The organism is Streptomyces sp. CNH189, from assembly GCF_000527195.1.
Window position 1 is genome coordinate 60,519 of the sequence record NZ_AZUS01000024.1, and the last position, 15,465, is coordinate 75,983.

Genomic DNA, 15,465 nt, shown 5'->3' on the forward strand with positions numbered 1-15,465 from the left:
TGACGCTAGCCGCGCACCGGCCGGAGGCCCCCTTCACCACGCCACCGGCGTGATCACCCGAGCAGAATTTTGCATGCCGTGCATTTTTGCATAGCATGCACGCCATGACGGGGAAGGACACCGCGGGCGGCGGACTGCGGGAGCGCAAGAAGCGCGCCACGCGTGCCGCGCTCGCGGAGGCGGCGGTGCGACTGGCCGCCGAGCAGGGGCCGGACCAGGTCACGGTCGAGGCGATCAGCGCCGCGGCCGGCGTGTCCGTGCGGACCTTCTTCAACTACTTCGACTCACGCGACGACGCCTTCGTCGTCGTGGACGCGGACGCGAGCGAGCGGGTGCGCCAGTCACTCCTCGCCGCGCCGCCCGGCCTCTCGCCGCTGGAGGCGCTGCGCGAGGCGCTCGCCACCGAACTGCGCGAGGCGGAACGGCAGCACGAACTGTGGAGCCTGCACGCGCGGGTGCTGCGGGCCTCCCCTCACCTCCTGGTGCGCAACCTCGGCGCCCAGATGGCCGACGAGACGGGCCTCGCCGAGGCGATCGCCGCGCGCGTCCGCGCCCGCGGCCGGACCGGTGAGACCCCCGCCCCGCCCGAGGACGGCGCGGACCGCGCCGCTCCGGGCCTGTACCCGCGGCTGCTCGCCGCGGTGGCCGGCGCGGCGGTGCGGGTGAGCGTGCAGCACTGGTGCGAACGGCCCGACGACGTCGCCTTCGCCGACGTGTTCCACGAGGTGTTCGCCCACCTCGCCGCCGGACTGCCGACCCCGGCCCGGTAGGCGCCGGACCCATCGCCGGCCGGGCCCCCGCGCACACCCCGGCCCTCCCCCACTCCCGCCCCGCCCGGGGCGCGATCCCGCTTTCACCACCGATCCCGTGAGAGAGACGACCGTGACCGCAACACAGGCGCCCGACGCGGCGCCACCCGCCGCCATGACCAACCGGCAGATACTCCAGGCCATGTCCGGGCTGATGGCCGGCATGTTCGTGGCGATCCTGGCGGGCACCGTCGTGGCCAACGCACTGCCCACCATCATCGCCGACCTGGGGGCGAGCCAGTCCTCCTACACCTGGGTCGTCACCGCCGAGCTGCTGGCCATGACGGCGACCGTGCCGCTCTGGGGCAAGCTGTCCGACCTGTTCAACAAGAAGCTGCTGCTCCAGCTGTCGCTGGGCATGTTCGTCGTGGGCTCGCTGCTGGCGGGCTTCTCCCACGGCGTCGATCTGCTCATCTTCAGCCGCGTGGTGCAGGGCATCGGCGCGGGCGGTCTGACCGCGCTGGCCCAGGTCGTCATGGCGGCGATCATCCCGCCCCGCCGGCTCGGCAAGTACGCCGGCATCTTCGGCGCCGTGTTCGCCATCGGCACCGTCGCCGGACCGCTGGTCGGCGGCCTGCTGGTGGACACCTCCTGGCTCGGCTGGCGCTGGTGCTTCTTCATCGGCGTGCCGTTCGCGCTGCTCGCCATCGCGCTGCTGCAGCGCACCTTGCGCCTGCCGGTGGTGGCCCGCCGCGAGGCGAAGATCGACTTCCTGGGCGCCTTCCTCATCGTGGCGGGCGTCTGCGCCCTGCTGATCTGGGTGACCCTGGCGGGCAACGAGTTCGACTGGGCCTCCTGGCAGACCGCCGCCCTCACCGGCGCCGGTGTGCTGCTGCTGGTCGCCGCGGTGTTCGTCGAGGCGCGGACGGCCGAACCGGTCATCCCGCTGGGCATCTTCCGCAACCGCACCGTCACCCTCACCACCGTCGCCAGCCTGCTGGTGGGTGTCGCCATGTTCGGCGGCACGGTGTTCCTCTCGCAGTACTTCCAGGTCTCCCTGGGCAAGTCGCCCACCGTGGCGGGCCTGATGAGCCTGCCGATGATCCTGGGCCTGCTGGTCTCCTCGACCGTCGCCGGCCAGATCATCAGCAAGACCGGTGTGTGGAAGCGCTACCTGGTGGCGGGCGCGGTCATCATGGCCGTCGGCCTCGGGCTGCTCGCGACCATCGACGCGGACACCTCCTTCACCCTGCTCAGCGCCTACATGGCGGTGCTCGGCGTCGGCGTCGGCATGCTGATGCAGAACCTGGTGCTGGCCGCCCAGAACGACGTGCCGGCCAGTGAGCTGGGCGCGGCGACGTCCGTGCTGTCGTTCTTCCGCAGCATGGGCGGCACCATCGGCACCAGCGTCCTGGGCGCCATCCTCGCCAACCGGGTCGCGTCCGAGATGACCAAGGGCCTGGACGCCGCGGGCATTCCCAGCGGGGGTGACGGCGGCGGTGAGTCCAGCGTGCCGGACATGAGCACCCTGCCCGAGCCGGTGCGGCAGATCGTCGAGCACGCCTACGGCGTCGCCACGGCCGACCTGTTCCTCATCGCCACGCCGTGCGCGCTGCTGGCCCTGATCACCGTGGTCTTCATCAAGGAGAAGCCGCTGAAGACGACCAGCGGCATGGAGCGCCTCGCCGAGGAGGCGGGCGACAAGACCGTCGTCGGGAGCTGAATCCCGTAGCGCACGAGAAGCGAGCGCCCCGCGGCCCGCACGGCCGCGGGGCGCTCGCTCGTCCGTGGACGAAGGCGGATCACTGGCCGCCGAGGCCCGTGGTCGCCACCGACTTCACGATGTGGCGCTGGAAGAAAACGAACACCAGCACCAGGGGCAGCGCGGCCAGCACCGACGACGCCATCGTCTGGGCGTAGTTGACGCCGTACGCGTCCTTCACCGCGGTGATGCCGACCGGCAGGGTCATCAGCGCCGGGTCGGAGGTCGACACGAACGGCCACAGGAAGTTGTTCCACGCCCCGATGAACACGAAGATCGACACCGCGGCGAGCATCGGGCGGGACAACGGCAGCATCACCGACCAGAAGATCCGCGCGTTTCCGGCGCCGTCGAGCCGCGCCGCCTCCTCCAGTTCGCGGGGAATGGTGTCGAAGTGCTTCTTCAGGATGAACACCGTCACCGGGGCGACGGTCTGCGGAAGGATCACCGCCGCGTAGGTGTCCACCAGGTTCAGCGTCAGCATCTGCTGGAACCACGGGACGATCAGCATCTGCGGCGGGACGAGGATCGACGCGACCGTCAGCGCGAACAGCCCGCGGCGCCCCTTGAACAGGGTGCGGGAGAAGGCGTAGCCGGCCGCCGCCGACACGGCGACCGTGACGATCGTGACGGCCGCGGCGACGAAGAAGCTGTTCCACATCCACAGCGGCAGGTCGCCGCGCTCGACGACGGTGCGGAAGCCGTCCAGCGTGAAGCCGCCCTGCGGCCAGAACCAGTGCAGCGGGTCACTGGCGTCCTGCTCGGACTTGAACGCCGTGAGGACCGCCCACGCCAACGGCAGCAGCCAGGTCAGGGCCAGCGCCGCGAGGACCGCCAAGGCCAGGACGCGGGCCGTCCGGCCGGCGCCGAGGGTGAGGTTCGGGCCCCGCCCGCCGGCCGGCCGGGCACGGCGGGAGGCGGGGAGCGGGGAGACCGTGCGGCGCGCGGGCCGTGTCTCGAGGTCTACGGAGGTCATGTCACTTCTCCCTGCGGCGGAATGCGGCGAACTGCGCGGCGGAGACGAGGACGACGAGGGCGAAGAAGACATAGCTGATGGCGGAGGCGTAGCCGAGCCGGTAGCCGGTGAAGCCCATGTCGTAGAGGTACTCGACGACGGGTCGGGTGGAGCCGTCGGGCCCGCCCTTGGTCAGCAGGTACACCTGGTCGAAGACCTTCAGCGAGGCGAGGATCTGGAGCACCGTGACCACGCCGGTCATACGGCGCAGCCGGGGCAGCGTGACGTGCCACAGCCGGCGCCAGGCACCCGCCCCGTCCAGTGCCGCCGCCTCGTAGAGGTGGTCGGGCACGGCCTGGAGCGCCGCCAGGAACAGCAGGAAGTTGAAGCCGACGGTCCACCACAGGGTGGCGATGACGATGGCGTACAGGGCGACGTCCTTGTCGCTCAGCCACGCGAAACCGTCCAGGCCCACCGCCTGGAGCAGGTGGTTGTAGAGGCCGAGGTCCGGCTGGTACAGCCAGCCCCACAGCAGGCCGATGACACCGACCGGCAGCAGGTAGGGGGCGAAGAAGGCCAGCCGCCACACCCACTGGCCGGGCAGCCCGGTGTGGACCAGGAGCGCCATGCCGAGGGCGACGGCCACCAGGGGCACCGTGGAGACCACGGTGAACCACACGGTGTTGCCGACGGCCTGCCACATCTCGGCGTCGCCGAGGGCCTCCGCGTAGTTGTCCAGTCCGACGAAGGACGGGTCGTGCGCGGACAGGGAGGTGTCGGTGAGACTCATCCACGCGCCCTGGACCAGCGGCCAGACCATGAACAGGGCGAACAGGACGAGGAACGGCAGGGCGAAGAGCAGGCCCGGCGGGACGAGACGGCGCACGGCCGCGCCGAGGCCCTGGGCCCTGTCGCCGGCGGGCGCCCGGTCCGGCGATGCGAGTGGGGTGGACATCTGCTGCCTCCTTCGCGGCGGTTCAGGCCGGACTGGGCTGGGACAGGGCGGTGTTGACGCGCTTCACCATGGCCCGGGCCGCGCGGTCGGGCGCGAGGCCGTCGAGCAGGGCCTGCTGGAGCACCTGTGACATGGCGTTCTGGAAGTCGGAGCCGGCGCCGGCGAACCACACCGGCGGGTCGAGCACCACGTGGTCGGCGGCAACGACGTACCGGGCCTGCGGTTCAAGGCGGGCGTACTCCCGGGTGCGGGTCACCGGCCGGTACGCCGGGATGTGGCCCGCCTTCGCCCAGGTCTGGCCGGCCTTGAGGATGGCGGCCACCGCCCGGTGGGTGCGCCTGCGGTGCGCCTCGTCCGGGTCGGGGCGGCGCGGCAGGACGAAGGAGTGGGAGTCGGCGTAGACCGCCGGGGTGCCGAACACCGTGGGGAAGGAGGCGGCTCCGATGTCGGGGTCGGCGCCGCGGAAGGTGCCGAGTTCCCACTCTCCGGAGAGGATCATGCCGGTCTGCCCGTTGGTGAAGTTGGCGAGGGCGGCCGGGTAGTCGAGGCGGTGGGGGTTGGCGCGGCCGTCGACGAGCTTCCGCATGAAGGCGATGACCTCGGTCATGGCGTCGACGTCGGCGGTGACGGTGCCGCCGACGGGCAGCTCGAAGTCGTTGCCGGTCTGCCGGTAGAGGCCGTAGAACAGCCGCCAGCACTGCGCGGTGTCGTTGACGTAGCCGAAGGCGACGCCCTGCTTGCCGGTGGCGCGGGCCAGTTCACGGCCCGCCTCCAGGAAGCGCTCCGGGCTGGAGAAGGCGTCCTGGTCCAGGTCGCCGCCGGCGGTCAGCAGTCCGGCCTCGCGGACGGGGCCTGGGTGGAAGAAGACGATGAACGGGTGGGTGTCCAGCGGCACGGCGTACGTCCGGTCGCGGTACAGGGTGCGCTGCCACACCGCGTCGGCGAAGTCCTCCTCGCGGATGCCGAATTCGGCGAGGAGGCTGGTGTCCCAGGGGTCGAGCAGACCCAGCGGGGCGTAGCCGGCCAGGCGTGACATGTGGCAGACGGCGACGTCCGGTCCGCGCCCGCCGGCCGAGGCCATGGCGAGCTTGGTGTAGTACGGCGTGCCCCATTCCAGGACGGTCCGGTCGACGCCGGTGCCGCCCATGCCGGGCGCCGCGATGTCGATCAGCTCGTCGAGCAGCGCGCCGTCGGCCCCGCTGAACAGGTCCCACATGCGCACGGTGTCGGGGTCCGAGGCCGCGGCGGCCCCGCAGCCGGCCAGGGCGCCGCCGCCGAGGAGGGCGGCGGCGGAGGCCAGCGACGCGCGGAGCACACCGCGCCGGGACGGTGCGGCACGTCCGCTCGTCGGCCGGGCGGAGGCGGCTCGTGGGCCTGGCAGGTCGACCATGACGCTACCTTTCTTTCTCCATCGATGTACATCACCGGGGACGCCGACGCCGGCGCGTGGTACGGGGAGCCGAGCGGGGTAAGTCGCGCCGGCCGGACGGGACGTCGTCAGCGGGTGGACTCGGCCGCCGCGGGGCGCTGCTGGGCACGGCGCAGCACGGCGGTGTCGAACTTCTCGGCGCGGTCGAAGCCGTAGACGCCGTTGCGTTCCTGGAAGACGTCGGTGAGCTGGGTGTAGCAGTAGCCGAACATGTCCGGGTCGTCGAGCAGGACGTCGACCAGGCCGGTGAAGCGAGCGAGGAACTCCTCGACGCTGCGCGGGCGTTCGCCGTAGCCCCAGGACGACTCGGTCTCGTCGCCGGCCGCGGTGGCGGCGGCCTCCGCGTCCCACCAGATGCCGCCGAACTCGCTGCAGAAGTACGGCTGTCCGCGGTACGGCACCGACCAGGGGCGGCCGTCGGGGCCGGTGTTGACGTAGGGGCGGTCCTCGGCGAGACCCGCCATGGTCCTGGCGAACGCCCGCGGGTCCTGCTCGTAGCAGTGGGAGTCGTAGACGTCGGTCTCCGCGACGCGGTGGGCGTAGCCGGAGGCGTCGATCACGGGGCGGCTGGGGTCGGCCTGCTTGGTGGCCAGGAACATCGCCCGGGTGACGTCGTCGAGCTGGGTGATGCGGTCGTGCAGGTGCTGGTAGGTCTCGTTCAGCGGGCACCAGCCGATGATCGACGGGTGCGAGTGGTCGCGTTCCAGGGCCTCCAGCCACTGGGCGACGTAGCTTGCGTCGGGGCGCTGGTTGTCGTCGCGCACGCCGGTCTCGCAGCCCCAGTCGGCGAACTCGCCCCACACCAGGTAGCCGAGCCGGTCGGCGTGGTACAGGTAGCGCTCCTCGAACACCTTCTGATGCAGCCGGGCGCCGTTGAAGCCGGCCCGCAGCCCGAGTTCGATGTCGCGGACCAGGTCGGCGTCGGTGGGCGCGGTCATCAGACCGTCCGGGTAGTAGCCCTGGTCGAGGACGAGGCGCTGGAACACCGGTTCGCCGTTGATCAGGACCCGCTTGCCGTGCAGGGCGACCGACCGCAGCCCCGCGTACGACGTGGCCTCGTCGACCACGGTGCCGTCGGCGTCGAGGAGTTGCAGGCGCAGGTCGTACAGGTGCGGGTCGGCCGGCGACCAGGTGCGCAGCCGGTCCTCGGGGACGGTCAGGACCAGACGGGGGCACAGGTCGAGGTCGGCGCGGGCGGAGGCGGTGACCACCTCGCCGTCGCTGTCGCCGAGCACGGCGCGCACCCGGTGACCGGGCAGGTTCCCGGTGACGGGGAGGTCGAGGTGGAAGGAGCCCGAGCCGAGGTCGGGGGTGATGCGGGGGCGCTTGAGGCGGGCGGCGGCGGGGACGGGCTCCAGCCACACCGTCTGCCAGATCCCGGTGGTGCGGGTGTAGTGACAGTGCGTGTTGGCGTACCAGGTGGCCTGCTTGCCGCGGGCCTGGGGGCCGTGCCGGGAGTCGCGGGCGCGGACCACGATCACGGCCTCGTCACCGGGGCCGGCCACGCCGCGCAGGTCCGCGGTGAAGGGGGTGAAGCCGCCGCGGTGACGGGCCACCTCGGTGCCGTTGACCCAGACGGTGGCGTCGTGGTCCACGGCGCCGAAGTGCAGCAGCACCTCGTTGCCGGCCCACTCGGCCGGGACGGTCACCGTGCGGCGGTACCAGACGGCCTCCATGAAGTCCGTGTCGCCGATGCCGGACAGTTCGGACTCCGGGCAGAAGGGCACGACGATCTCGCCGGAGAGGTCGCGGCCCAGCAGGCCCCGCTCCAGTCCGCTGTCCCCGCGGTCGGTCTCGAACTGCCAGCGGCCGTTGAGGTTCAGCCACGCCTCGCGGGCGAACTGGGGCCGGGGGTACTCCGGACGCGGGAGGTCCAGGGGCGGGGGCGTGCTCATGCTGCTCCTCGTCACTGCGGGTGCGCTGCGTACAGGGGCCATGCGACCATACGATTACATCGATGTAAATGGCGGTGGCGAAAAGTTTTCGGCATGGCCCTTCCCCCGCCGACGGTGCCGCCCCGAGGGGCTGCCGTTACGATCCGGGAGGCGGCAGGGAGGGCGAGAAGGGAAGCATGGGCAGGCCCAGGATCAAGGACGTCGCGGAGTACGCGGGCGTCTCGGCGAAGACGGTGTCCAACGTCCTCAACGACTACGAACACGTCTCCGAACGGACCCGGACCGCGGTGCGCGAGGCCATCGACGCCCTCGGCTACCGGGTCAACATCGCGGGACGTCAGCTGCGCAGGGGCCGGACCGGGGTGATCGCGCTGGCCGTGCCGGACCTGGACATCGCCTACTTCGCCGAGCTGGCCAAGCACGTCATGGCCGAGGCCGAACGGCAGGGCAGCACCACGCTGCTGCTGGAGACCGGCGGGCGGCGCGAGAAGGAACTGGCCGCCGTCCAGGGCTTCGACGCCCAGTTCACGGACGGGGTCGTCCTCTCGCCGCTCGCCCTGCAGCCACGTGACCTGGAGGGCCGGGACACCCGGCTGCCGCTGGTGCTGCTCGGCGAGTGCAACCTGCCCGGCAGCGCGGACCACGTGGCGATCGACAACGTGGCGGCGGCCCGTGAGGCGACCGCGCACCTGTTGGCGCGGGGGCGGCGCCGCATCGCGGTGGTCGGCGGCGACCTGCGGGGCACGCACAACACCGGGCGGCTGCGCACGGTCGGCCATCAACAGGCGCTGACCGAGGCAGGCCTGACCGTGTCCGAGGAGATGATCCTGCCGGTTCCCGCGTTCCGCTGGGCCGACGGTGCCGCCGCCGCGCGCACCCTCATGCGGCTGCCGGAGCCGCCCGACGCGCTGCTCTGCCTCAACGACCACCTGGCCCTCGGCGCGGTGCGCGCCCTGCACGAGGACGGCTGGTCGGTGCCGGGGGACGTGGACGTGGTCGGCTTCGACGACATCGAGGCCACCCGCTACAGCATCCCGACACTCACCACGGTCGCCCCCGACAAGCCGGGCATCGCCCGCCGGGCGGTGGAACTGCTGCTGGCCCGCATAGAGGCGGCCGGCCCCGGCGGCCCGGCCGTCGACGAGACGGCGGGTCACCGACTGATCGTGCGGGAAAGCTCGGGCGGATGAGAGGGGTCACCCACGGGGTGGGCGGTCCCTTCCGGCGCGACGGCCCGGGCGACTGGGTCCGGCGGCCACCGGCGAGGGCTCGCGGTCATGGGGGGGAGGTGAGAGAAACGGCAGCGCGGTCGGCCGCTCACGGGACCGGTTCCGTCCCACGCCGGAGGCGGAAGCGGGGCGCGCCCGAACCGCCCGTACGGCGCCTCCCGCGCCCTCGTCCCACGCCTTGTCAGCGTCCGGTGACGGCGTGTATAACGTTGTAAAACTTGAGCCCAGCGGCTCGGCACACGACTCATGGTGACGGCACCGCATCCGCACCGGCCAACCGAGTCGGGCCGCTCACGAAGGGATTGCCGTGCGGGTCAGCCTCAAGGACGTCGCCGCGCACGCGGGGGTCTCCATCAAGACCGTCTCGAACGTGGTGAACAACTATCAGCACGTCACGCCGGCCATGCGCGAGCGGGTCCAGCGGTCCATCGACGCGCTCGGCTACCAGCCCAACCTCGCCGCCCGCCACCTGCGGAAGGGCCGTACGGGCATCATCGCGCTCGCCCTGCCCGAGCTCGGCAACCCGTACTTCGCCGAGCTGACCGCCTCCGTCATCGACGCGGCAGCCCAGCACGACTACATCGTGCTGCTCGACCACACCGGCGGATCACGCGACCAGGAGCTGCTGGTGAGCCAGGGCTTCCGGGCCCGGGTCATCGACGGGCTGATCCTCAGCCCCATCGAGCTGCGGACCGAGGACCTGCGCGACCGCGACCAGGACGTGCCGCTGGTGCTGCTCGGCGAGCGGGACTACGACCTGCCGTACGACCACATCGCGATCGACAACGTGGCCGCCGCCCGTGACGCCGTGCGGCACCTGATCGGCCTCGGGCGCCGGGAGGTGGCGTTCATCGGGGCGCGGCGTGACCGCAGCGAGCCGGCCCAGCTCCGCGTCCGGGGCTGGCGCGAGGAGCTGACGGCGGCGGGACTGCCCGCGGACGAGGGGCTGGTCGCGGCCGTCGACGGCTGGGGGCACGCCGACGGCGCGCGGGCGATGCGGCACATCCTGGACAGCGGCCGCCGGCCGGACGCGGTGTTCGCCTACAACGACCCGATGGCGATCGGCGCGATGCGGGTGCTGCACGAACGGGGACTGAGCGTGCCCGAGGACATCGCGGTGGTGGGCTTCGACGACGTGATCGAGGGCCGCTTCGGCGCGGTCACCCTCACCTCGGTGTCCCCGGACAAGGCCGCCATCGGCCGCCTCGCGGTGGAGTCGGTGCTGGCCCGCCTGGGCGACCGGGCCCCGGAGCCGCGCCGCATCTGGGCGGACTACCAACTGGTTGAACGGGAAAGCACCTTGGGCCGCCCGGCTGCGGGCGTACGGCCGGACTGACCGGCGGTACGCCCCCACACCCTTCCCTTCCCCCGCCGCGGGCTTCGCGTTCACGCGCGGGACAGGTAGGGCCGGGCACCGGGAGTCCCGGTCCCTCAACGCGCCGCAGCGGCGGCGCACTTAACGACCGTCACCGCACGCGCTTACCGTGGAGCGCGACTTCGGCGTGGACGCCAACTCCTCGTGACACCCCTTCCGCTCCGCCCTTCCGGACCTTGTGCACGAGGGGTTTACAGCGTCCTTCCAACGATGTAAAACCTCCTTGGCGGCGCACCGGACGCCGTTGTGCACAGGGGGAGCAGCTCCACCGCACGCGTCCTTCGGCTCCCCAGTTCCCTTTCAGCGTCACCCGGATCGGGGTCACCATGCAGCGCACCACTCACCGTTCCCTCCTCCTCGCCCGTCCCGTGGTCGTGGCCCTGGCCGCCGCCGTGGCCCTCACCGCGACCTCCTGCGCCAAGTCGGAGGACGACGCGGCGGACGGCAAGAAGCCCACGGCCGCGGCCGACGCCGGCCAGAAGGTGGCCGAGCCGAAGCCGGGCAGCAAGACCTGCACCGTCGACGCCTACGGCGGCGAGAAGATCGACCTGAAGGGCGCCACGGTCGGCTTCTCCCAGTCGGAGAAGGAGGCCAACCCCTTCCGTATCGCCGAGACGCAGTCCATCAAGGACGAGGCGGCCAAGAGAGGCGTCAAGCTGCTCACGGCCAACGCCCAGTCGCAGTTCTCCAAGCAGATCAGCGACGTGCAGGACCTGCTCGCCAAGGGCGCCGACCTGCTGGTGATCGCCCCGCTGAACTCCGACGGCTGGGACCCGGTGCTGCAGGCCGCCGCCGCCAAGAAGGTCCCCATCGTCACCATCGACCGCAAGATCAACGCCACCGCCTGCAAGGACTACGTCTCCTTCATCGCCTCGGACTTCGTCGAGCAGGGCCGCCGCGCCGCCGACCAGATGATCGAGGCCACCGGCGGCAAGGGCGAGGTCGCCATCCTGCTCGGCTCGGCCGGCAACAACGTCACCACCGAGCGCACCAAGGGCTTCAAGGAGCGGGTCGCCGAGAAGGCCCCCGGCCTGAAGGTGGTCTTCGAGCAGACCGGTGACTTCGCCCGGGAGAAGGGCCAGCAGGTCACCGAGCAGCTCATCCAGTCCAAGCCCGGCATCAAGGGCATCTACGCGGAGAACGACGAGATGGGCCTGGGCGCGGTGGCCGCGCTGAAGGGCGCCGGCAAGAAGGCCGGCGACGTCAAGATCGTCACGGTGGACGGCACCCGCAACGCCGTCCAGGGCGTCGTGGACGGCTGGATCAGCGGCGTCGTCGAGTCCAACCCGCGGTTCGGCCCGCTGGCCTTCCAGACCCTCGACGACTTCACCCAGGGCAAGGAAGTCCACCAGGACATCATCATCCAGGACGGCGCCTACGGCCCGGACAACGCCGAGCAGGACCTCGGCAAGGCCTACTGAGCCTGTCGCCGGGGGCCCGGCCCCCGGGCCCCCGTCCGTCCGTCACCCCTTTTTCATCCTGGAGGCACAGGTGGCTCCCCCCGCCGAAGTCCTCGCCGTCCGCGGACTGAGCAAGACGTTTCCCGGCGTCCGGGCCCTGGACGACGTGGACCTGACCCTGCACGCCGGTGAGGTCCACGCCCTGATCGGCGAGAACGGCGCCGGCAAGTCGACCCTCATCAAGCTCCTCACCGGTGTGTACCGGCCCGACGCCGGTGACATCGTTTTCCAGGGGCGTGAGGTCTCCTTCGCGACCCCGCTGGAGGCGCAGAAGGCCGGCATCTCGACGATCTACCAAGAGGTCAATCTCATCCCGCTGTTGAGCGTGGCCCGCAACCTGTTCCTGGGCCGCGAGCCGCGGAACCGTTTCGGCCTGCTGGACTTCGCCCGTATGCACCGCGAGGCCGAGGAGACCCTGAGCGCCTACGGCGTCCGGGTCGACGTACGGCGGCCGCTGCGCGGCCTCGGCGTCGGCGCCCAGCAGATGGTCGCCCTGGCCCGGGCCGTGGCGAGCGAGGCGCGCATCGTCATCATGGACGAGCCGACCTCGTCCCTCGAACCGCGGGAGGTCGAGACGCTGTTCTCGGTCATCCGCCGGCTGCGCGACGAGGGCATCGCCGTCGTCTACGTCAGCCACCGGCTCGACGAGTTGTACGCCGTGTGCGACACGGTCACCGTGCTGCGCGACGGCCGGCGCGTCCACCACGGCCGCCTCGCCGACCTGGACCGGCTCTCCCTGGTGTCCACGATGCTGGGCCGGGAGCTGGGCGAGGTGCGGTCGGAGGGACTGACGAAGTTCACCGGCGACCACCACGCCACCGACACCCGGCCGGTGCTGGAGGCGGCGGACCTGACGGTCCCCCACCAGCTGCACGGGGTGTCGGTCAGCATCCGGCCGGGCGAGGTCGTGGGCCTCGGCGGGCTGCTCGGCTCCGGGCGCACCGAGACCGCGAAGGCCATCTCCGGTGCGCTGGCGACGAGTTCCGGCCGGGTGACGGTGGCCGGGGTGCCCCTGCGCGGGGGTTCCACACCGGCCGCGATCCGGGCGGGCGTCAGTCTGCTGCCGGAGGACAGGAAGAGCGAGGGCATCGTGCCCGGGCTGTCGGTCCGCGAGAACATCTCGCTGGCCGTGCTCCCCCGGCTCTCCCGCTTCGGGCTGGTCTCCGAGGCCCGCGTCGACAGCATCGTGAACACCTTCATCGAGCGGCTGCGCATCAAGGCGTCCTCGCCGCAGCAGAAGGTCGGTGAACTCTCCGGCGGCAACCAGCAGAAGGTGCTGCTCGCCCGCTGGCTGGCGATGAACCCGAAGGTGCTGCTCCTGGACGAGCCCACCCGGGGCATCGACGTCGGCTCCAAGGCCGAGGTGCAGAAGCTCGTGGACGAACTGGCCGCCGACGGCCTGGGCGTCCTGCTCATCTCCTCCGACCTGGAGGAACTGATCGAAGGGTCCGACCGCGTGGTCGTACTGAAGGACGGTGCCGTCGTCGGCGAGCTGACCGGCGACGAGGTCACCGAGGACAAGCTGATGCGGACCATCGCCGGGCACTCCCCGGACGGGGACGCGGTCGAGGAGGCGGCCACCGATGGCTGAAGCCGCTCTCAAGACCGTCCCGCTGGACAAGGCCCGCACCCTGCAGTGGCTGCAGAAGTACGGCGTGTACGCCGGCGTGGCGCTGCTGCTGGCCGTCAACATCGCCATCACGCCGCACTTCCTGTCCGTGGAGAACTTCCGCACCCAGGCCGTGCAGGTGGCGCCCGTCATCATCGTCGCGCTGGGGATGGCCCTGGTCATCGGCACCGAGGGCGTCGACCTGTCGGTGGGTGCCGTGATGGCACTGGCGGCCTCCGTGACCGCCCTCTACCTGGGCTACGGCCTGGTGCCCGCGCTGGTCGTGGTGGCGCTGTTCGCCGCCGCGGTCGGCCTGGCGAACGGGGCGCTGGTGGCGCTGGTCGGGGTGCAGCCCATCGTGGCGACACTGGCCCTGATGGTGGGCGGGCGGGGCGTGGCCCTGGTGCTGCTGCCGCAGCTCGAGGACCTGCGCAACCCGCAGCTGGCGTCGCTGGGTTCCGGTGACGTGCTGGGCATCCCGTACCTTTTCCTGATCGCCGCCGTGCTGGCGCTGCTGGTGGCGTTCGTGGTGCGCCGCACCACCTTCGGACGGCAACTGCTCGCCATCGGCGACAGCCGTCCGGCCGCGCAGCTCGCCGGACTGCCGGTGCGCCGCGTACTGATCCTCGTGTACGTGATCTGCGCGCTGCTCGCCGCCGTGGCGGGGGTGCTCGCCACCGCGCGGCTGCAGGCCAGCGACCCGACGTCGCTGGGCAATCTGATGGAGCTGTCCGCCATCACCGCCGTCGTGGTCGGTGGCACGCCGCTCACCGGTGGCCGGGTCAACATCGCCGGGACGGTGGCGGGCGCGGTCCTCATCCAACTGCTCACCGCCACCCTGATCAAGCACGATCTGCCGCCGTCGTGGACGCAGATCGCGCAGGCCGTAGTGATCGTGGCCGCGGTCTACGCGGCGCGGGGACGGGGGAAGCGATGACCGTCACGAAGACGCAGGCGCCGGTGAGCGTGGACGACGGCAAGCCGACGGCGGGCAACGGGCCCGTGGGGCCGGCGCGGTCCGAGCGGCTGACCGCCCTGGTCCAGCAGCACGGCGCGCTGGCGGTGCTGGTGATCGTCTCCCTGGTGGCGACGTTCAGCTTCGACTCGTTCGCGACGGGCGACAACGTCAGCAACATGGCGACGAGTTCGGCGTTCCTGGCGATCGTCGCGCTCGGCATGACGTTCGTGATCATCACCGGGGGCATCGACCTGTCGGTCGGCTCGCTGTTCGCGCTCGGCGGGGTGCTCGCGGCCTGGGGTTCCCGGCACGGGACGCTGGTGGCGCTGCTGCTGCCGCTGGTGGTGTGCGGGGCGATCGGTGTGGTCAACGGCCTGCTGGTGGCCCGCTCCCGCCTGGCGCCGTTCATCGTCACCCTGGCGGCCATGCTCGGCGCGCGGGGTCTGATGCTGGCGATCACCGACGAGGGGGCCGACACCTATCTCATCGGCAAGGGCTCGTTCCTGGCCGAGCTCGGACAGGGCAGCACGCTCGGTCTCGGCAACCCGGTGTGGATCATGCTGGCGCTGTTCGTCGCCGGGGCGGTCGTGCTGCGCCGGACGCGGTTCGGGCAGCACGTGTACGCGGTCGGCGGCAACGAGGACGCGGCGGCGCTGATGGGCGCCCCGGTGGCCCGCACCAAGATCCTCGTCTACACGCTGTCCGGGGTGCTGGCGGGCCTCGCCGGGGCGCTGAACGCCGCCTGGCTCGCCTCCGGGGTGACCATCCTCGGCAACGGCATGGAGCTGGAGGCCATCTCCGCCGTCGTCATCGGCGGCACGCTGCTCACCGGCGGGCTCGGCTACGTCAGCGGGTCGCTGGTCGGGGTGCTGCTGCTGAAGGTGATCCAGAACGTCATCAACCAGATCGGCTCGCTGGACTCCTCCTACCAGCAGGTCGTCAGCGGCGCCTTCCTGGCCGTGGTGGTCGTCGCCCAGACGTGGCTGGGGCGCCGACGGCAACTGTTGTAGACCCCGGACGCGGTGGCGGGCCGCCCTGGCTCCCGCCGCCGCGTCCGGTACGGGCGGCCGGTCGCGCACCTCGCGCGGC

Annotated in this window: 12 protein-coding genes; 8 read left to right on the forward strand and 4 right to left on the reverse strand. The window is 71.7% G+C overall.

All coding sequences use genetic code 11. The features are described from left to right. Nucleotides 1-95 precede the first annotated feature (95 nt). Complete coding sequence (locus tag B100_RS0128200; protein WP_024887754.1) at nt 96-770, forward strand: TetR/AcrR family transcriptional regulator; 675 nt, start codon at nt 96-98, stop codon at nt 768-770. A 154-nt stretch (nt 771-924) separates the two neighbouring features. Then, the gene (locus tag B100_RS0128205; RefSeq protein WP_486585717.1) at nt 925-2,472 is read left to right on the forward strand and encodes an MDR family MFS transporter; all 1,548 of its coding nucleotides are present in this window, start codon (nt 925-927) and stop codon (nt 2,470-2,472) included. A gap of 79 nt (nt 2,473-2,551) precedes the next feature. Here the strand turns inward: B100_RS0128205 and B100_RS0128210 are convergent, their stop codons facing one another. From B100_RS0128210 to B100_RS0128225, 4 genes are all read right to left on the reverse strand, one after another. Then, nucleotides 2,552-3,487: a carbohydrate ABC transporter permease gene (locus B100_RS0128210; protein ID WP_024887756.1), complete on the reverse strand. Its 936-nt coding sequence runs from the start codon at nt 3,485-3,487 to the stop codon at nt 2,552-2,554. 1 nt (nt 3,488) lies between these two features. Beyond that, the gene (locus B100_RS0128215) at nt 3,489-4,421 is read right to left on the reverse strand and encodes a carbohydrate ABC transporter permease (protein WP_024887757.1); all 933 of its coding nucleotides are present in this window, start codon (nt 4,419-4,421) and stop codon (nt 3,489-3,491) included. A 22-nt stretch (nt 4,422-4,443) separates the two neighbouring features. Further along, complete coding sequence (locus B100_RS0128220) at nt 4,444-5,811, reverse strand: extracellular solute-binding protein (RefSeq protein WP_051490083.1); 1,368 nt, start codon at nt 5,809-5,811, stop codon at nt 4,444-4,446. A 107-nt stretch (nt 5,812-5,918) separates the two neighbouring features. Then, nucleotides 5,919-7,745, reverse strand: a complete 1,827-nt coding sequence (locus B100_RS0128225) for a sugar-binding domain-containing protein (RefSeq protein ID WP_024887759.1) — start codon at nt 7,743-7,745, stop codon at nt 5,919-5,921. 176 nt (nt 7,746-7,921) lie between these two features. Here B100_RS0128225 and B100_RS0128230 point away from each other — a divergent pair, with 176 nt between their 5' ends. From B100_RS0128230 to B100_RS0128255, 6 genes are all read left to right on the forward strand, one after another. Then, nucleotides 7,922-8,935 carry a LacI family DNA-binding transcriptional regulator gene (locus tag B100_RS0128230; RefSeq protein WP_024887760.1) on the forward strand — a complete coding sequence of 338 codons (1,014 nt, stop codon included), beginning with the start codon at nt 7,922-7,924 and terminating at the stop codon, nt 8,933-8,935. Between the two features lie 346 nt (nt 8,936-9,281). Further along, entirely contained in the window at nt 9,282-10,310 is a 1,029-nt protein-coding gene (locus B100_RS0128235) for a LacI family DNA-binding transcriptional regulator (RefSeq protein ID WP_024887761.1), read from the forward strand. Nucleotides 10,311-10,675: 365 nt separating this feature from the next. Next, nucleotides 10,676-11,770, forward strand: coding sequence for an ABC transporter substrate-binding protein (locus B100_RS0128240; RefSeq protein ID WP_024887762.1), 1,095 nt, complete (start codon nt 10,676-10,678; stop codon nt 11,768-11,770). Nucleotides 11,771-11,840: 70 nt separating this feature from the next. Continuing rightward, nucleotides 11,841-13,400, forward strand: a complete 1,560-nt coding sequence (locus B100_RS0128245; protein ID WP_024887763.1) for a sugar ABC transporter ATP-binding protein — start codon at nt 11,841-11,843, stop codon at nt 13,398-13,400. Continuing rightward, the gene (locus tag B100_RS0128250; protein ID WP_024887764.1) at nt 13,393-14,355 is read left to right on the forward strand and encodes an ABC transporter permease; all 963 of its coding nucleotides are present in this window, start codon (nt 13,393-13,395) and stop codon (nt 14,353-14,355) included. The genes B100_RS0128245 and B100_RS0128250 overlap by 8 nt, the downstream gene beginning before the upstream one ends. Continuing rightward, complete coding sequence (locus B100_RS0128255; RefSeq protein WP_024887765.1) at nt 14,352-15,386, forward strand: ABC transporter permease; 1,035 nt, start codon at nt 14,352-14,354, stop codon at nt 15,384-15,386. Before B100_RS0128250 ends, B100_RS0128255 begins: the two co-directional genes overlap by 4 nt. The last annotated feature ends 79 nt before the right edge of the window (nt 15,387-15,465 follow it).